At 44.7% G+C, this 20,269-nt stretch carries 11 protein-coding genes; 2 read left to right on the top strand and 9 right to left on the bottom strand.

What is annotated here, in order from left to right; all coding sequences use genetic code 11:
* From ACPD8L_RS16800 to ACPD8L_RS16770, 7 genes are all read right to left on the bottom strand, one after another.
* Positions 1-408, bottom strand: coding sequence for a 6-pyruvoyl trahydropterin synthase family protein (locus tag ACPD8L_RS16800; RefSeq protein ID WP_423944775.1), 408 nt, complete (start codon positions 406-408; stop codon positions 1-3).
* On the bottom strand, positions 405-938 hold the full coding sequence (idi, locus tag ACPD8L_RS16795; RefSeq protein ID WP_116219376.1) for an isopentenyl-diphosphate Delta-isomerase: 534 nt from the start codon (positions 936-938) through the stop codon (positions 405-407). Before idi ends, ACPD8L_RS16800 begins: the two co-directional genes overlap by 4 nt.
* 56 nt (positions 939-994) lie before the next feature.
* Positions 995-1,951 carry a PorP/SprF family type IX secretion system membrane protein gene (locus ACPD8L_RS16790; protein WP_423944772.1) on the bottom strand — a complete coding sequence of 319 codons (957 nt, stop codon included), beginning with the start codon at positions 1,949-1,951 and terminating at the stop codon, positions 995-997.
* A gap of 2 nt (positions 1,952-1,953) precedes the next feature.
* Positions 1,954-3,996: a T9SS type B sorting domain-containing protein gene (locus ACPD8L_RS16785; RefSeq protein ID WP_423944769.1), complete on the bottom strand. Its 2,043-nt coding sequence runs from the start codon at positions 3,994-3,996 to the stop codon at positions 1,954-1,956.
* A 2,691-nt stretch (positions 3,997-6,687) separates the two neighbouring features.
* Positions 6,688-8,634, bottom strand: a complete 1,947-nt coding sequence (locus ACPD8L_RS16780; RefSeq protein ID WP_423944766.1) for an OmpA family protein — start codon at positions 8,632-8,634, stop codon at positions 6,688-6,690.
* 10 nt (positions 8,635-8,644) lie between these two features.
* Positions 8,645-9,592, bottom strand: coding sequence for a PorP/SprF family type IX secretion system membrane protein (locus ACPD8L_RS16775; RefSeq protein WP_116217540.1), 948 nt, complete (start codon positions 9,590-9,592; stop codon positions 8,645-8,647).
* 13 nt (positions 9,593-9,605) lie between these two features.
* Positions 9,606-12,980, bottom strand: coding sequence for a T9SS type B sorting domain-containing protein (locus tag ACPD8L_RS16770; RefSeq protein WP_423944763.1), 3,375 nt, complete (start codon positions 12,978-12,980; stop codon positions 9,606-9,608).
* A gap of 398 nt (positions 12,981-13,378) precedes the next feature.
* On the opposite strand from ACPD8L_RS16770, the gene ACPD8L_RS16765 reads away from it, so the two are divergent.
* A complete protein-coding gene (locus ACPD8L_RS16765; RefSeq protein ID WP_116217539.1) occupies positions 13,379-14,968 on the top strand; it encodes a peptide chain release factor 3 in 1,590 nt (529 codons plus the stop codon).
* Between the two features lie 113 nt (positions 14,969-15,081).
* The gene (locus ACPD8L_RS16760; protein ID WP_116217538.1) at positions 15,082-15,513 is read left to right on the top strand and encodes a hypothetical protein; all 432 of its coding nucleotides are present in this window, start codon (positions 15,082-15,084) and stop codon (positions 15,511-15,513) included.
* A gap of 45 nt (positions 15,514-15,558) precedes the next feature.
* Here the strand turns inward: ACPD8L_RS16760 and ACPD8L_RS16755 are convergent, their stop codons facing one another.
* Entirely contained in the window at positions 15,559-15,870 is a 312-nt protein-coding gene (locus ACPD8L_RS16755) for a DUF3467 domain-containing protein (RefSeq protein WP_116217537.1), read from the bottom strand.
* Positions 15,871-15,932: 62 nt separating this feature from the next.
* Positions 15,933-20,231, bottom strand: a complete 4,299-nt coding sequence (rpoC, locus tag ACPD8L_RS16750; RefSeq protein WP_116217536.1) for a DNA-directed RNA polymerase subunit beta' — start codon at positions 20,229-20,231, stop codon at positions 15,933-15,935.
* Positions 20,232-20,269 lie beyond the last annotated feature (38 nt).

Below are 20,269 nucleotides of genomic sequence, written 5' to 3'. Positions count from 1 at the left end.
TTATCCTGAATAGGTTACAAAATTACGTGGTGTTTCATAGAGCACTACCTCTAGTTCATTGGCTTGATCTATATGGGGTCTAAGTTTGTTCCAAATGACCACGGCAATATTTTCTGCGGTTGGGTTGAGTTCCTTGAACTCAGGAACATCTGCATTAAGGTTTTTATGGTCCAAAGCCTCTTCCACATGCTCCTTGATCAAGTCCTTGAGCACTTTTAGATCCATCACAAATCCGGTTTCTTGATCAATCTCACCCGTAACACTTACAATAAGGTCATAATTATGCCCATGGTAACGGGGGTTGTTGCATTTTCCAAAAACGGCTTGGTTCTTCTGCTCATCCCAATCAGGTCTGTGCAATCGGTGGGCCGCATTAAAATTGGCCTTTCTGCTCACTTTTACTCTCATTGGGCAGTGGTGTTTTTCGTGATATGGTCATAGAAGCGTTCAAATATGATCTTGAACCACTCCGTATACTCATGGGGATTGGCGGCTATGTCTTTTTTGATATCTGCCGGATACATCCATTTCCAATCGGCCACTTCCTCGGGATTGATATTGGGAGAGTCATTATAGGACCCCATCATCACATGATCAAATTCATGTTCGGTAAGGCCATTGTCAAAAGGAGCTTTGTAGACAAAAGAAAACAGTTCCGTAAGTTCCGTTTGAAACCCCATCTCTTCCATGAGCCTGCGCTTACCGGCCTCAATGTTACTTTCACCATCGCGCTGGTGACTGCAACAGGTATTGGTCCATAACAAAGGGGAATGGTATTTATCCTGGGCCCGTTGCTGGAGCATGGTCTCTCCTTTATCGTTCATCACAAAAACCGAAAAAGCCCTATGCAGCAATGCCTTTTCATGGGCTTCCATCTTGGGCATAAGACCAATGGGCTCATCCGCCTCGTTCACCAATATCACTTTTTCCTCTTCCATGAGGTAAAAATATGACCTTTGGAGGAATTTATGGGGTCAAGGGTTTTAAATTGTTCCTAAAAGAAACGTGGGGACTTGAGGTTACCGATATTTCTGAGGAAATCGTACCGAAGAATCACCTCAAAGGAACCGTCGTTGAAAGTAGCGGCACCCAATTCGGTTATTTCACGGTCATAGGCCAACCCTAGCATCAACTGATCGGAAACCATGAAACCAAACAGTCCACTAAAGGCCGCGTCCCATCGGTAGGCCACACCCCCAATAAATCGCTCGTTCATCATAAAATTGGCCGAAACGTCTACTTGTAAAGGGGCTCCCTGTACCATTTTGGTCAAAAGGGTGGGTTTGAATTTCAAGAAAGGATTCAAATCCCAAACATAACCGGTAATGACGTATAAATTGATCTGTTCCTTTGCCGTGGATACGGAAGAGGTATCAAAATGGGTGGTCTCCAAAATCCTTGGGGCAGAAAGCCCAGCATAGAATCTATCCGTATGGTAGTACACCCCTGCACCAATATTCGGAGAAAATTTATTCTGAATATCTTGTTGGGACTGCAGCTGTGGGTCTATTTCAAACTCATCCAATTCGGAATAACGAATATCCAGCATATGGGCACTGGCCTTAAGGCCAAAACTCAGTTTAGCATCAAAAGAGGTTTGTATGGTATACGAAAAGTCCACATCAAAATAGGTTTCGGAAGTAGGGCCTATCTTATCATTGACCACAGAAATTCCCAGTCCAACCCCTCTATAACCCATGGGTGTATGGATATTCAGGGTCTGTGTTTCAGGAGCTCCATCCAATCCCAACCATTGGTTTCTATACAATGCCGCAATGCTCAAATGTCCACGCGAACCTGCATAGGCCGGATTTACACTCACTGTATTGTACATATACTGGGTATACTGTGCATCTTGTTGGGCATGGGCAGTTCCCACAATCCCTAAGAAAAGTAAGGCCAGTAGTCCTTTTATGTTCTTCAATAGATGTTTTACCTCCACAGTAACCATGTTTATCTGTTAATGTATATGTATCCTGAGATTTGTTTCATGTTTCCACCTTGATCTTGATAATCGATGACGTAGAAATAGGTACCCACAGGAAGCTTGTTGTCTTGATCGACCGTTACTCTACCTTGGGAAGTACCATCAAAAACATTTCCAGTAGTATTGTATGCTTTGGTCTGGAAGACCATTACTCCCCATCGGTTATAAATCCTGACTGTGTTGTTCGGATAATCCTCGATACCGTTGATGGCCAACACATCGTGAATTCCATCCCCATTGGGTGTGATGACATTGATCACATCAATGGTTTCGGCCGTAGTTTCACCCAAATCAGCATCCAAATAATTGGGTATGCCATCTTCATCGGAATCGTCATTGGCATAGTTGCCATCCATGTTCAAGTCTTCGTCAATGGTCTCGATACCATCGTCGTCGTCGTCGGAATCCCTAAAATCTGGAATACCATCAGAATCGGTATCCAAAAGGTCAGTGTTGGGATCGTCAATTTCATCATTGACATCCAAATCGATGACCGTACTGCCCTCAAAGGCATCATCAAGACCATCATTGTCCTTATCTGAACCTATGAGTGTTATATCGGCAATTCCGTCTTGGTTCATATCGTGGCCCTCAATAATATCTGGAACATTGTCATCATCACTGTCCGTATCCACATAATCTGGAATACCGTCATTATCGGAATCTTGAGGAATCAAACCAATATTCCCATCATTTTCATAGGCATCATCCAATCCGTTTCCATTGGCATCGACCATACTTGGTGGAATATACCCCAAAGCAGGTTGTGCTTCAATATTATCCGGAATGCCATCATTATCACTATCTATATCCAAATAATCTGGAATACCATCCTCATCCGTATCCGTTGGATTGGTGGATGGATCATTGTCATTATCCGCATTGAGATCCTCAAAACTGTCCACAATACCGTCTCCATCACTATCCAGGTCAATTCCAGAAGTGTTTACGATTACTGTGATCGTGGCTGTATCACAATGTCCATTGTCATCACAGACCGTATATTCAAAGGAATCCGTTCCTGTATAACCTGGATTGGGTATGTAGGTAATATTGTCATCCGATGGATTGTTCGTGGTGCCATTATCATTTAGTTGGATGGATCCATTGGATGGATCTGTGGCTGTAATGGTTCCTATATTGGGGATGTCATTATCATTGCCTTTCCATAAAATAACAACATCCACTCCTTGATCTGTGGAAACCGAATCATCATTGGTATCCACGATTGGAAGTACATCAACAGTCACCGTAGCAGTACTGCAATCCCCAAAAGTGTTACAGATGGTATAGTCAAACGTATCGGTTCCGTTAAAGTCCGGTGCGGGAATATAGGTTACCCGATCATCCGATGGATCATTGGGTGTTCCATTGTCATCAATGTTGATGGTACCATTGGCTGGATCCGTAGTAGTGAGCGTTCCTGTTGGAGGCAAATCCGAATCGTTATCAAAGATAGGTACCTCAACGGATTCATCTTCATTGACCGCAATCAGATCATCGACCAATGTGGCCGCTTGGCTCATACAGACTACTGTAAACCGTGGAAGCTCACTACTATTGCCCACCTTGGTGATTGTGGCCGTGTACCGCATCACACTTTGTGTGCTTATGACTGTTGGTCGGGTTTGATCGCCACTCAGTGACGGGCTCCAACTTACTGTAGCCCCTGAAGGCACACTGGCAGAAATATCCAATGTAACTTCATTGTTTGGTGCTTCACAATCGGTTAAAATAAAATATCCTGTGGCATTGGACCCGCAAAGGGTACCATCGTACGTTGCAAAATAAACACCGGGTTGGGTTGCTTCGTAAAAAGAATTTGTTCCGAGAACTGTACCCAAATCGGAAGCTTCAAACCATTGGTAGTTATTTTCATCACCCGTATTTGGAGCCTGAAGCAAAAACTGGGCGTTTGCAAAGTTCATTCCCAAAAACAGGATGAACAATCCAATAAATAAAGACTTATGTGAGGTGATGGATTTCAAATCTTCTAGCGTCTTTATCATTCTTATTTTACAACAAACACCACATTGATCAATGCATTATAGTCTGATGGCTGACCAATAATATCATAGGTAAGCTCTCCACTGGCATCAATACTCATATTGTCAAACACGGCAGGGTCTGCATAGGTTACATAATAATATAGGTCCGTTGCCGCATAGGTAGGTATTGCCGCAGGAGCCCCTAAACTTGCCACTGCAGGAGTACCAAATTGTGCTACATACTGATCATATAGGTTTATTGTTCTACCGATTCCGTTTGTTGAAGCATCAACTGCGATAGAAGGTGGATAAAAAATCCGAGCCGCTTTGGAGACAATCGGCGACATGGCCTGAATTGCCCCTTCAACAGTTGTTTCCGAACTACCATCTCCATCTGAATCAACCGATGTATCCAAATCAACATCTGAAGCAGTTTGATCAATATTGATATCAGCCAAGGGTACCTGTAAGGTGCCGTTACTGTCCTCTATCTCAAGGTTCGCCCCACTTACCTCGAAGCGGGTGTTGATCTCATTGGTAACGCTGCCATCGACCTCCGTGAAGGTACTGTTCACCACATAGGGGTCGCCGGTGGTACCGCTTCCGCTCACGCTGATGTCCGTGCCCCCGTTCACGATGGTCTCCGATCCGTCAGCGGCGTTCGCCGTGATCTGGCTGTCGACGTAGTTCTTCGTGGCGGCGTCCTGGGCGTTGGTCGGGTCCGTCACGTTCGTGATCGAGGTCCCCGCGCTGTTACCCTCTCCGAGCACGCTCGCCAGATCCTGTATCTCGTTGGTGATGCTNGGGTCCGTCACGTTCGTGATGGATGTACCCGCGCTGTTACCCTCTCCGAGCACGCTCGCCAGATCCTGTATCTCGTTGGTGATGCTGCCATCCACTTCGGTGAAGGTACTGTTCACAATATAAGGGTCGCCGGTGGTGCCGCTTCCGCTCACGCTGATGTCCGTACCTCCGTTGACGATGGTCTCCGAGCCGTCAGCGGCGTTGGCCGTGATCTGGCTGTCGACGTAGTTCTTCGTGGCCGCGTCCTGGGCGTTCGTGGGGTCCGTCACATTGGTGATCGAGGTGCCCGCGCTGTTGCCTTCGGAGAGTACCTCCGATAACGTCTGGTCGTCACTGCCCAAGTTCGCCAAGGGTACCTGTAGGGTCCCGTTGCCATCTTCTATCTCTAGGTTCGCCCCACTTACCTCGAAGCGGGTGTTGATCTCATTGGTAACGCTTCCATCGACCTCCGTGAAGGTATTGTTCACCACATAGGGGTCGCCGGTGGTGCCGCTTCCGCTCACGCTGATGTCCGTACCTCCGTTCACGATGGTCTCCGATCCGTCAGCGGTGTTCGCCGTGATCTGCGTGTCCACGTAGTTCTTCGTGGCGGCGTCCTGGGCATTGGTAGGGTCCGTCACGTTCGTGATGGATGTACCCGCACTGTTGCCCTCTCCGAGCACGCTCGCCAGATCCTGTATCTCGTTGGTGATGCTGCCATCCACTTCGGTGAAGGTGCTGTTCACGATGTAAGGGTCGCCAGTGGTGCCGGTACCGCTCACGCTGATGTCCGTACCTCCGTTCACGATGGTCTCCGATCCGTCAGCGGCATTGGCCGTGATCTGCGTGTCCACATAGTTCTTCGTGGCGGCGTCCTGGGCGTTGGTAGGGTCCGTCACATTGGTGATCGAGGTGCCCGCGCTGTTGCCCTCGGAGAGTACCTCCGACAGGGTCTGGTCGTCCGTATCAATCAAAGCCGCAATATCTGCCAGTGCAACGGCATAGGTATTGGTATCAGAATCTGTAATCACCAAATTGGTATTGGCCCCATCAATCCCAAAAGAGGCAATTGTAGTATTGGTATCTATTAGACTATCACTCAAACTACTTAAATCAACATTGACACTTCCCCCATCTTCCAGTGTCAATGTCAACGTATTGGTTGCATCATTAAAAGTAAAGCCCGTTAATTGCTGGTCATCTGTAGCTGTGAGCTCCCACGAGTTCCCATCCCAAAAATAAATGGTTCCTGTGTTGGTGTTCACATAGATGTCACCTATATCTGCACCACTGGGAACTAGAGCTCCTGGACTGGAGACATCGGTTCCTGACAATACTTCACAATTGCATTGGTCTTGTAAAGTAATCGTTGTTTGAGAAAAGGCAATTCCTGTAGAAAGCAGCAAGAATAAGAATAATACGCTCTTTTTCATGGGGTTATTATTAGTTGAGGATCGTATTGTTTTTTTATGATTTGTTGTTCGATTTCCAGTGTTTTCCGATTCCATCCAACACTTGAATTCTATTACATGCTACAAAATTACCTTTACTAATAGGGGGTGAAAATATTTGTTGTGTATACCATGAATCCAATTGTATAGTCTTAATTTTTTGAGGTGATTGCATAAATTACCCGTTATTTTCAAAGGTCGTTTATCGATAATACCAGCAATATCAATGGTTTGCCATGCCCTCAAAAAGATGCTTTGAAAATGTTAACAAAATTGTAAGAAACGTCTTTCATGCTCTTTAAAAGAAGAAAGGAGAAAAAGAAAAGCATTAAAAACTAAAAAAGCAGGGCCCGACCTCACTTCATAATCAGAAAATGCTAAAGCCGGGATAAGGTAGTTTTTTCAAAAAAAAACTTCCCTTGGTTTACCAAGGGAAGTTTATATAAGTTGATAGTTGGAATGCGCGGTTAAGCCAATATCATTCAAATATGATGAACTCAGACCTACGGTTCAGTTGGTGCTGTTCTTTTGAGCATTGAACTCCATTGAAACATTCATTTACAAGTCTGGACTCCCCAAAACCTTCACCTTGCAACCTATCTGCGGATATTCCTTTGGAAATCATATACTTAACCGTTGACTCAGCTCTTTTTTGGGATAACCAAAGGTTATATGCATCGTTTCCACGGCTATCGGTATGCGAATTGACCTTAATTTTTAGGCTTGGATATTTTTCCATGGCCACAATCACTTTCTGGATTTCAATCTCCGCATCAGGTCGGATGTTGTATTTGTTCAAATCAAAATAGATGGTGCTCAACTGAAGTAGTTTGGCCAAATCATCGCCAAATCCACCAGTTACCAAATCGCGTTCCAGATAAAAGTCAATAATTCTGGGCTTGCCATCCGACTTATTAAAGTATTCTTCAGCGGGTACATATCCATCCCTGGATGCCCTTACAAAATTCCCTTTGGAGCAATCCAGTTGCAAAATGTAATTGCCTTTGGAATCGGTTATTGTAGATGATATCTCTCTATTTTCCTCATCAATGACCTTTACTGTGGCACCTGCCAACACTTCATTGGATATACGATCTCTGACGGTTCCCGATACCTCTTGTATGCAGTCCAAAACCAAAGGTTCGTTCTCCACAAATCCATAGATATCGTCTTCTCCCATACCTCCTTCCCTATTGGAGGAAAAATAGCCTGTATTATCTTCTGAATTGAAAATAAAGGAGAAATCGTCCAGAGGGCTGTTAATGGGTCTCCCCACGTTGACCACCGGTTGATCATAATCGTTATACGTAATTTTTGTTGCAAAGACATCCAGTCCTCCCAGACCTTGATGGCCATCCGATGAGAAATACAACACCCCGTCCTTTGCTATGAACGGAAAGGTTTCCCGCCCAATGGTATTGATGTTTTTCCCTAGGTTGATGATTGGCCCATAGGTACCATCACCAATAATTTCTGTCATAAAAATATCCGATTGCCCAAAACTTCCGGGCATGTCGGAAACAAAATAGAGCTTTTTCCCATCTGGGCTCAACATGGGATGGGCCACAGAATAGGAATCATTGTTGAACGGAAGCTCGGTGATGTTCGTCCAAATCCCATTGACCCGTTCTGCACTGTAGATCTTTAAACGGATGATACCCTCCTCATCTTTTTTCTTTTTCCCATCAAAAAAGTTATTTCGGGTAAAGTACATAATGGTGCCATCCTTGTTCACTACCGATGTGGATTCATGAAGTCGGGTATTCACATCTCCTTCAATCTTTACCACTCTATCATTGGAAATGCTATCGGCATTGACCTTGTACAAATCCAAGAAATCCTTTGAATTCCATGTATGTCTATATCGGGCCAAGTTACCCGTATCCCTATCCGAGGCGAATATGAGTCCTTTCTCATAATACGATGCGGCAAAATCCGAGTATTTGCTGTTATATTCAAAAGGTTTTACCGTATATCTTCCAGAATTCTTCTCAATCTTGGCCAGATAGTCCTCATCGAAATCAATATTGACAGCTGTCAAGGTCTTGAACCTTTCCATCAATTTTGTGGCTCCGTCATAATTTCCCAAGGATTTTAAACTTTGGGCATATCTGAAGATATAGTCCACCTCCATCTCATCAGGATAGGTCTCATCCAATTTTTTATAGATGCTGGCGGCCTCTTCATACTTGGCATTAAAATAATAGGCATTTCCAAGGCGCTTTAATAAATCTGAGGATACGTATCCCTTGTCCAGTACCTTTTTGTAAATATCAATGGCCGGACTAAATGAATATTCTTCATAACGTTGGTCTGCCTTGGCCTTTCGTTTGGCCTGTTGTTTATCGGGAATACTGTCTTGTGCCATCATGCTTGTGACACATCCTGAAACCACAATGAGAAGTATGAGTATTCTTTTTAGCATCCTAACCTATTTAAAAGAATCTTGGTGAAACGGTCCTTTGGAACGATTTGAGCAATTCCAATCTCAAGAAAATCTCAAACGAACCATCATTGAACTGGGTTCCTCCCAATTCGGTCACCTCCCTATCATAGGCCAAGCCCACCATAATCTGATCTGTGACCTGAAATCCTGCCAAGGCACTTACTGCCGCATCCAAGCGATAGGCCGCACCAAAACTGAATTTTTCGGCATACAAAAAGTTGGCAGACAAATCTACCTGCAAAGGGGCACCCCCAACGGCTTTGGTAAGCAGTGCAGGTTTAAACTGCAGATCGGCGCCCACATCAAAAACATAGCCTGTTATAAAATAGAAATTGATTCGCTCCGCGGACAAAAAGTTCACCGAGTTATCATCATTATCGTTGTCAAAATACTCGCTTTCCAAAATATTGGGTGCCGATACCCCGGCATAGAACTTATCGGTATGGTAGTACAGTCCCAATCCAAAATTGGGGTTGAACTTGTTGTCGATATTATCTTGGCTGACCACTTCTTGATCAAAGTTCCTAAGCCCGTTGAAATCCAGACTGAGCATGTTCCCGCCCGCCTTTAATCCGAAGGAGAGTTTTGCGTCACGGGCCACTTCAATAGTATATGAGATCACAGCATCCAAATAGGTTTCCTGTACCACGCCATCCCCAATATTGTCATTGACAATGGAAACACCATAACCCAGTCTGCTATTTCGAATAGGGGAATGAAGATTAAGGGTAAACGTCTCGGGAGCACCGTCCAGACCTACCCATTGCGAACGGTATAGTCCGGCAAAACTCAATTGCCCCCTAGATCCTGCATAAGCGGGATTCACGCTCAAGGTATTGAACATGTATTGTGTATACTGCGCATCTTGCTGGGCAAACAGCCCCATGGACATCATTCCCAATACAACAAACGGAACTAAAAAATGTTTTTTTATCATTCTATCACTATTGTTACCTGCTTATATAAATGTAATCGGTGTCCGTGAAACTTCCTTTATCGGTTTCATAATTAAAGATATAAAAATATACCCCGGCCGGAAGATAGTCGTTCACACTCAATGAGGACCTTCCTCTGGAACGACCGTCAAAAACATTTCTCACATTATCATAGTTTTTGCCTTCATAGACGGCCACGCCCCATCTATTAAAAATCTGCAATGTGCTCGACTTAATCTTGCTCACCCCTCGGATAAATAGGAAATCATTTTTTAAATCCCCGTTGGGGGTCACCATTTGGTTTACTTCTATCGCCTCTATGATTACCGTAACCGTTGCCGTGTCACAATTTTCAGGGTTGTCTATCTCGCAAATGGTATATTCTATGGTATACTCCCCTTCTGTAATTCCTGAAGCAACGGTGATAGTACCATCATCATTGATCGTGAGTGAGTTTGTTGGTTCCGAAGTCAAAATGACATTTGACAAGGTAACTTCCCCCCCATCAAGTCTATCATTCAACAGTACATTGGCATTTGGAATAGTACCACCTCCTGTTCCTTCAGTATAAAAATCATCCACGGCATCGATGACGTTGGCCATGCCCTCCACGACCTCCACAGTGACCGTGGCCGTATCGCAGTTTTCCACATTGGCAATCTCACAAATGGTATAGGTGATAGTATAGATACCCTCGGCCGTTCCGGCAGCAACAGTCACGCTCCCATCGGGATTGATGGTAAGCTCGTCCGTAGGCGTCGAGGTCAAAATGACATTCGACAAGGTAGCGGGCTCTCCGTTCAAGCTATCGTTGGAAAGCACATCACTGTCCGCAATGTCCCCATTTCCGGTATATGAATCATCCACGGCATCGATGACGTTGGCCATGCCTTCTACTACTTCCACAGTAACTGTGGCCGTATCACAGTTTTCCACATTGGCAATCTCACAAATGGTATAGGTGATAGTATAGGTACCCTCGGCCGTTCCGGCAGCAACAGTCACGCTCCCATCGGGATTGATGGTAAGCTCGTCCGTAGGGGTTGAGGTCAAAATGACATTCGACAAGGTAGCGGGCTCTCCGTTCAAAGTATCGTTGGAAAGCACATCACTGTCCGCAATGTCCCCATTTCCGGTATATGAATCATCCACGGCATCAATGACGTTGGCCATGCCCTCCACGACTTCCACAGTGACTGTGGCCGTATCGCAGTTTTCCGCATTGGCAATCTCACAGATGGTATAGGTGATGGTATAAATTCCCTCGGCTGTACCGGGGTTAACGGTGACACTACCATCAGGGTTGATGGTAAGCTCGTCCGTTGGGTCCGAGGTTAAAGTAACCTCTGACAATGTCACAGGGGCTCCGTTCAATGTATCGTTGGAAAGCACATCACTGTCCGCGATGTCTCCCCCAGAAGTGCTTCCAATATAAGAGTCATCCACGGCATCAATAGTATTGGCACCCACTTCAATGGTAACCGTAGCCGAAGCACAAACATCTGGGTCCGGCATTACGTTACATACTTGATACACTACCGTAACTGTGGAATTGGATTCCAATTCCGTAGGGGTATAGGTCATAAACCCAGTATCTGGGTCAAAGGAAACAACTCCGGCCGCAGTTCCTCCAATTCTTGACAAATTGGTAACACCTACATTATTGTCATCATTGTTAGGGAGATAATCATCATTCTCCAAAATATTTATGGCCACCTCCGTCAAGGCTGGGGTTGATCCAGAATCATCAACAGCCGTAGCTTCTAAAGGATTGGGATCTTTATCGTTGGGGTTTCCGTCTCCATCGCAATCCAGTTCTTTCCATTCTGCTGATGGCTCCAATGTGACACTTTCCGGATTATAATCACAAGGATCCAATGGGTCGGTACCATCTTCTTTCTCATCTTCATTGGTCACCCCATCTCCATCACAATCAGCAGTATTCCATGTAGAACTTGGATCCACGGTCTGACTATCCAATACGAAATCACAGGCATCGTTAGGGTCCGTTCCGTCTTCCTCTTCATCTTCGTTCGTCACTCCATCACCGTCACAGTCCGCGGTCAAATAATCCCCGCTCTGTGGCAAGGTGACATGGTCAGGGTTGTAATCACAGGGATCCAATGGGTCGGTGCCATCTTCTTTCTCATCTCCGTTGGTCACGCCATCTCCATCACAATCAGCAGTATTCCATGTAGAGCTTGGGTCCACGGTCTGACTATCCAATACGAAATCACAGGCATCGTTAGGGTCCGTTCCGTCTTCCTCTTCATCTTCGTTCGTCACTCCATCACCGTCACAGTCTGCGGTCAAATAATCCCCGCTCTGTGGCAAGGTGACATGATCTGGGTTATAATCACAGGGATCCAATGGGTCGGTACCATCTTCTTTCTCATCTTCATTGGTCACGCCATCTCCATCACAATCAGCAGTATTCCATGTAGAACTTGGGTCCACGGTCTGGCTATCCAATACAAAATCACAGGCATCGTTAGGGTCCGTTCCGTCTTCCTCTTCATCTTCGTTCGTCACTCCATCACCATCACAGTCCGCGTTCAAATAATCCCCGCTCTGTGGCAAGGTGACATGATCTGGGTTATAATCACAGGGATCCAATGGGTCGGTGCCATCTTCCTTCTCGTCCTCGTTGGTCACGCCATCTCCATCGCAGTCCATGTTCTTCCATTCCTCTGACGGGGTACAATTTTGATGTTCCAGAACAAAATCACAAGGATCAAAGGGGTCTGTACCGTCCTCTTTTTCCTTTTCATTCGTCACCCCATCGCCATCGCAGTCCATGTTCTTCCATTCATCGGAAGGAGAACAGTTTTGGTGCTCCAATATAAGATCACAAGGATCAAATGGGTCCGTACCGTCCTCTTTCTCTTTTTCATTCGTTACCCCATCACCATCGCAGTCCATGTTCTTCCATTTATCGGAAGGAGAACAGTTTTGGTGCTCCAGTATAAGGTCACAAGGATTTAACGGGTCGGTGCCGTCCTCCTTTTCTTTTTGATTGGTCACTCCATCGCCATCACAATCAGAATTCTTCCATTCATCTGAGGGCGAGCAATCTTGATGCTCCAAAACAAAATCACAGGGGTCGTTGGGGTCTGTACCATCCACCTCTTCCTGTTTACAGGTAACACCGTCCCCGTCAAAATCAGGGTCCACGGAGATTTTAAAAAATGGATTTAACCATTCAAGTCCATTCCATGATGAGGGCAGGGCAATATGGGCATTGGAAATAGTGCCTGTATCTCCTGAGACAGATATATGGTCGGGTGTCATCCCAAAGGAGGAAATCAGTCCAACAACCAAGAAAAAAACCGTGGCCGTTATATAGCGAACTATAGTATTCCAAAGTTTTACAAACGTAATGTTCTCCATAAATGATAAGTTTTGGTCAACTAATCACCATGGCTCGTAGTTCTCGTAAGTGTAAGAAAATTGGGGCTTTCTTATTTTTTACTATTCGGTCTTGGTCTTTCCGACACGTACAAACACAATTTGGTCACATAAATAGTGCATTTCACGCTCACCGCCTATTTTTCTCGATAAAAGGCTTATTCCTCATCATTATTTACCACTTGTGCCGTAACGTCCGTTTCAATACAAAATCATACCGAAACCTTGGCAAAACCAAAGCGGGGCGAAAATTACTTTACTTTTTCCTATTGAGGCATGCCCAACACTTCCTTTTTTTCCAAAAATATCAACAATGTCTATCTCCCTTTACATGCATGCCATAAGCTAGAATTACCCTATTTTTGCGCAAAATTTTGTTGATGGACTTTGAAAAGGAAATAGCACGCCGCAGAACATTTGGTATTATCTCCCACCCTGATGCCGGTAAAACCACCTTAACAGAAAAATTACTTCTGTTCGGTGGTGCCATACAAGAGGCTGGAGCGGTTAAAAGCAATAAGATCAAAAAATCCGCCACCAGTGACTTTATGGAAATTGAGCGTCAAAGAGGTATCTCCGTGGCTACTTCCGTATTGGCCTTTTTATACAATGGAAAGAAAATCAACATTTTGGATACTCCGGGACACAAGGATTTTGCTGAGGATACTTTTAGAACCTTGACCGCTGTTGACAGCGTGATCGTGGTCATAGATGTTGCCAAAGGGGTTGAGGAGCAGACCGAAAAATTAGTTGAGGTCTGCCGCATGCGCAATATTCCCATGATCGTGTTCATCAACAAATTGGATCGTGAGGGAAAAGATGCTTTTGACCTACTGGATGAAGTGGAACAAAAGTTGGGATTGTCCGTTACCCCCCTGAGTTTCCCAATTGGGATGGGCTATGATTTTAAGGGCATCTACAATATTTATGAGAAAAACATCAATCTTTTTAGTGGGAACAGCAAAAAAAACATCGAGGAAACCATTGCCTTTGATGACCTTGACAGTCCTGAACTGGAAAAAATAATAGGTGCCGAATCTGCCGAGAGCCTCCGTGACAATTTGGAGCTTGTGCATGGTGTATATCCGGATTTTGACAAGGAGGCCTACCTCAAAGGAGAGCTTCAGCCCGTCTTTTTTGGTTCTGCCCTGAACAATTTTGGGGTTCGGGAACTCTTGGATTGTTTTGTGGATATTGCCCCACCACCCAGGGCCAAAATGGCCGAGGAACGTCTAGTAAAAGCCAATGAAAAGGATTTTTCCGGATTTGTGTTTAAAATTCATGCCAATATGGACCCCAAACATCGAGATCGGTTGGCGTTCATTAAAGTGGTATCGGGAACATTTGAACGCAACACGCCCTATTTGCATGTGCGTCACGATAAAAAATTGAAATTTTCCAGTCCCAATGCCTTTTTTGCCGAGAAAAAAGAGATTGTTGATATTTCCTATCCCGGTGACATTGTTGGTCTTCATGATACCGGGAATTTTAAGATCGGGGACACCTTGACCAGTGGAGAAAAGTTACATTACAAGGGCATCCCCAGTTTTTCCCCTGAACATTTCAGGTACATCAACAATGCGGACCCAATGAAGGCCAAGCAGTTGTACAAAGGGATAGACCAGCTTATGGACGAAGGGGTGGCCCAGTTGTTCACCTTGGAACTGAACGGTAGAAAGGTAATCGGAACTGTGGGAGCACTTCAATATGAGGTTATCCAATACCGATTGGAGCATGAGTATGGTGCAAAATGTACTTATGAAAATTTCCCTGTGCACAAAGCCTGTTGGGTAGAACCCGAGGACAAAAACAATGAAGAGTTTGAAGAATTCAAAAGGGTAAAACAAAAATTCTTGGCCACGGACAAACGCGGCCAACTGGTCTTTTTGGCCGATTCTCCTTTTTCACTCCAAATGACCCAGCAAAAATATCCTACGGTGAAATTACACTTCACCTCGGAATTTGAATAAATCCCACCACCCAACACCTAAACTGGACAACTCTTGTGAAAAACTAGAACCAGAATCCATAATGTGTTAATTTTTAGTACATTGTATACCACAATCTAATAAAAAAAACCATTATGACAGCTACAGTAAAACCACCTATCTGGTTCTGGGTAGTGAGTAGTATCGCCCTTTTATGGAATCTATCGGGTGTCTTCAACTACTTGAACCAAGCTTTTAACCAACAAGCCATTTTAGAAAGCATCAACCAAGCCCAACGCGAGGTTTTTGAAGGTATCCCCGCCTGGGCCACGGCAGCCTTTGCCCTTGCGGTTTTTTCCGGGACCATTGGATCTATTGGGCTTTTGCTCCGAAAAAAATGGGCAAAGCCTCTTTTCATTATTTCCTTGATCATGGCTGTGGCACAGTTTATTCATTGGCTTTTTGTCTCAAACGCCGTGGAGGCCTTTGGACCTTCCACTTACACCATGCCCATCATTGTGGTAATCATTGGTCTATATCTCATCTTCTTTTCCAAAATTGGAACCCAAAAAGGATGGTTAAAATAGTATAGCCCATAAAAAAAAGCCCTGATTTAAAAATCAGGGCTTTTTTTATGCTTCTCCCGTAGGTCCAAAATTCAAAGGAATCGGGGGCTGCTCATAATCTTTTATAGGGCCGTGTGCCTGTTCAAAACGGGCCACATTATCGTTCAATGCCTTCAAGAACTTTTTGGCATGTTGGGGAGTCAGCACTATTCTGCTCTTCACTTTTGCCTTGGGTGCTCCCGGCATCATACTAATAAAATCAACCACAAACTCCGATACAGAGTGATTGATAATGGCCAAGTTGGAATAAGTCCCTTCAGCGGTTTTCTCATCCAACTCTATATTGATCTGCTTTTGTTTCTGTTCTTTTTCTGCCATGCGTTTGTCTTTCAAAAATGGAAAAAGAAAACCCTGACGCTAGGGTCAGGGTTTGTTTGTATTTAGAATTTAAATTCCTCTTTTCGGGCCATGATTTCATCATATTCCTCCTTGGAGCCTACAATAATACTATCGTAATCCCTCATACCGGTACCGGCCGGAATCTTATGACCTACAATCACATTTTCCTTCAATCCTTCCAAAGAATCCACTTTACCACTTACAGCGGCTTCGTTCAATACTTTGGTAGTCTCTTGGAACGATGCGGCAGAGATAAAGGACTTGGTCTGCAACGACGCTCTTGTGATTCCTTGAAGAATTGGTGTAGCGGTAGCTGCAACGGCATCTCTTGCCGTAACCAAGGTCTTGTCCTCTCTTCTTAGAATAGAGTTCTCATCCCTTAGCTGACGAGCCGTTAGGATCTGACCTGGTTTCAATCTTTCGGAATCCCCGGCATCCTCGACCACTTTCTTGCCAAAGATTTCATCATTTTCATTGATGAAGTCATCTTTGTGTACCAATTGGTTCTCCAAGAACGTAGTATCCCCGGAATCCTGGATCTGTACCTTACGCATCATCTGTCGTACCACCACCTCAAAGTGCTTGTCATTAATCTTTACACCTTGTAAGCGATATACTTCCTGAACTTCGTTCACCAAGTATTGCTGAACGGCAGATGGTCCTTTGATGGCCAAGATATCTTCTGGGGTAATAGACCCATCGGACAATGGCATACCTGCACGTACATAGTCATTTTCCTGAACCAAGATCTGGTTGGAAAGTTTAACCAAGTACTTCTTGATCTCACCCGTTTTGGATTCGATAATGATCTCGCGGTTACCTCTCTTGATCTTACCAAAAGAAACCACACCATCAATCTCGGATACAACGGCTGGGTTGGATGGGTTACGTGCCTCGAACAACTCGGTTACCCTTGGAAGACCTCCTGTGATATCCCCTGCCTTGGCAGATTTACGTGGGATTTTCACCAAGATCTTACCTTCCTTGATCTTCTCGCCATCATCCACCATAATATGGGAACCAACAGGTAGGTTGTAAGAACGTAGGGTTTCTCCTTTTCCGTCCTTGATCAACAAGGTAGGAATCAATTTCTTGTTCCTTGATTCGGAAATTACCTTTTCCTGGAAACCGGTCTGTTCATCAATCTCCACTTGGTAGGTTACCCCTTGCTCAATATTCTCATAGGCAATCTGCCCAGTGAATTCTGATACAATTACACCATTATAGGGATCCCACTGGCAGATCAATTCACCTTTACTGATCTTGGCACCGTTCTTCACGAACAATTGGGAACCATAAGGAATGTTATTGGTGCTCAAGGTAATTCCTGTCTTGGCATCCATGATCTTGATTTCCGATGTTCTGGAAATTACAATATTCGTTTTGTTTCCTTCGGCATTTTCACCTTCAACAAGTCTCAAGTCTTCAATTTCCGCAACACCATCAAACTTGGCTTCCAACTTGTTATCCTCGGAAATGTTTCCTGCAATACCACCCACGTGGAAGGTACGAAGCGTCAGCTGAGTACCTGGTTCCCCAATGGATTGTGCAGCAACAACACCAACGGCTTCACCACGCTGCACCATTTTATTGGTCGCTAGGTTTCTACCGTAACACTTGGCGCAGATTCCTTGAGGAGCCTCACAGGTCAATGGTGACCTTACTTCGATTTTCTCAATCGGAGCGGCTTCCACTCGCTTCACATCGGCCTCGGTGATATCCTGGCCTGCTTTAAGGACCAGTTCCTCTGTCAATGGATTGTACACATCGTGAAGAGATACCCTACCTAAGATTCGCTCACCTAGGGTCTCCACGATTTCCTCATTCTTCTTCAATGCTTCCACTTCAATTCCACGAAGTGTACCACAATCTTCTATGTTGATGATCACATCTTGGGAAACATCCACCAAACGACGGGTCAAGTATCCCGCATCCGCAGTTTTCAAAGCGGTATCCGCAAGACCTTTACGCGCACCGTGGGTAGAGATAAAGTATTCCAAGATCGATAGACCTTCCTTAAAGTTGGAAAGAATCGGGTTTTCGATAATTTCACCACCACCAGCGGTAGATTTTTTAGGCTTGGCCATCAATCCACGCATACCGGTCAACTGACGAATCTGCTCTTTGGAACCCCTCGCACCGGAATCCAACATCATATATACCGAGTTGAATCCTTGTTTGTCCTCACGGATTCGTTTCATGGCCAATTCGGTCAACATGGCGTTGGTAGAAGTCCAAACATCAATAACCTGGTTATATCGCTCATTATTGGTGATAAGACCCATGTTATAGTTCATCATAATACCATCAACCTGCTCGTTGGCTTCGTTGATCATATCTTGCTTTTCCGCAGGGATGATGATATCTCCCAAACTGAAGGACAAACCTCCCTTGAAAGCGAAATCATATCCCATGGATTTGATCTTATCCAAGAATTCGGCCGTTGTAGGTACATCGGTCACGGCAAGAATATCCCCAATAATGTTCCTTAGGGCCTTCTTGTTCAATACTTGGTTGATGAATCCTGCTTGTTCCGGTACTTCCGAGTTGAACAATACACGACCTACAGTGGTTTCAATAATTTGATTGACCAATTCTCCATTTTCATTGAAGTCTTTGGTTCTCACCTTGATTCCAGCGTTAAGATCCACTTTCTTTTCGTTAAAAGCAATCTCAACCTCTTCAGCGGAATAGAACGTCAAGCCTTCCCCTTTTACAGGAACTTCTTTGGTAGACTTTCTTTCCTTGGTCATATAGTACAATCCCAAAACCATATCCTGGGATGGTACCGTAATTGGCGAACCATTCGCAGGGTTCAAGATATTTTGGGAAGCCAACATCAACAATTGGGCCTCCAAAATGGCCTCTGGGCCCAATGGCAAGTGAACCGCCATCTGATCCCCATCGAAATCCGCGTTGAATGCGGTACACGCCAAGGGGTGCAAACGAATCGCCTTACCTTCAATAAGTTTGGGCTGGAACGCTTGGATACCCAATCGGTGCAATGTGGGGGCCCGGTTCAATAGGACTGGATGTCCTTTAAGGACATTTTCCAGGATATCCCAAACCACGGGCTCTTTCTTGTCTATGATCTTCTTGGCAGACTTCACTGTCTTTACAATACCTCTTTCTATCAGCTTACGGATAACAAAAGGCTTGTACAGCTCGGCCGCCATATCTTTTGGCAGACCACATTCGTACAATTTCAATTCCGGTCCAACCACGATTACGGAACGAGCAGAGTAATCCACACGTTTACCCAAAAGGTTTTGACGGAAACGACCTTGTTTACCTTTCAAGGAATCTGAAAGGGATTTCAATGGTCTGTTGGATTCTGTTTTTACCGCAGAGGCTTTTCTTGTGTTGTCGAAAAGGGAATCCACAGCTTCTTGAAGCATACGTTTCTCATTTCGCAAGATCACCTCAGGGGCTTTGATCTCCATCAATCGCTTTAGACGGTTGTTACGGATGATCACCCTACGGTATAGATCGTTCAAATCCGAAGTGGCAAAACGACCACCATCCAATGGCACCAATGGGCGCAATTCTGGTGGAATCACGGGAATGACCTTCATGATCATCCACTCAGGATTGTTTTCCCTGTTGTCCTGTGATTCACGCAAGGCCTCAACCACTTGAAGACGTTTCAAGGCTTCGGTCTTACGTTGTTTTGATGTTTCGGTGTTTGCCTTGTGACGAAGTTCGTAGGACAATTGTTCCAAATCGATTCTGGACAATAGGTCGATCAAACATTCGGCACCCATTTTGGCGATGAACTTGTTGGGGTCCGTATCTTCCAAGTACTGGTTCTCAGTAGGAATGGACTCCAAGATGTTCAAATATTCCTCTTCGGTCAAGAAATCCATTTTTTGGATTTCCTCTCCTTCGGGACCTTTGGCAATACCGGGTTGGATGACCACATACCTTTCGTAGTAAATGATCATGTCCAACTTTTTGGAAGGCAATCCCAAAAGGTATCCGATTTTATTTGGCAATGAACGGAAGTACCAGATGTGTGCTACGGGAACCACTAGGTTGATGTGCCCTACACGGTCCCTACGTACTTTTTTCTCGGTTACTTCAACACCACAACGATCACAAACGATTCCTCGGTAACGGATACGCTTATACTTTCCACAGGCACACTCATAATCCTTTACGGGACCAAAGATACGCTCGCAGAACAATCCATCACGCTCGGGCTTGTGCGTTCTATAGTTAATGGTTTCAGGCTTCAATACTTCGCCACGGGATTCGGCCAAAATGGACTCTGGAGAGGCCAATCCTATGGAAATCTTATTGAACCTTTTTGGTGCGTTATTGTCTTTTATTCTAGCCATAACAATATGGTGATGATATAATTAATGTAATATAGTGT

Origin of the sequence: Flagellimonas algicida (assembly GCF_049629585.1) — a bacterium.
In the GTDB taxonomy this organism is placed as follows: Bacteria; Bacteroidota; Bacteroidia; order Flavobacteriales; family Flavobacteriaceae; genus Flagellimonas.
Note: the sequence above shows the minus strand (reverse complement) of the source record. Positions and strands in the feature narration are given on the sequence as shown.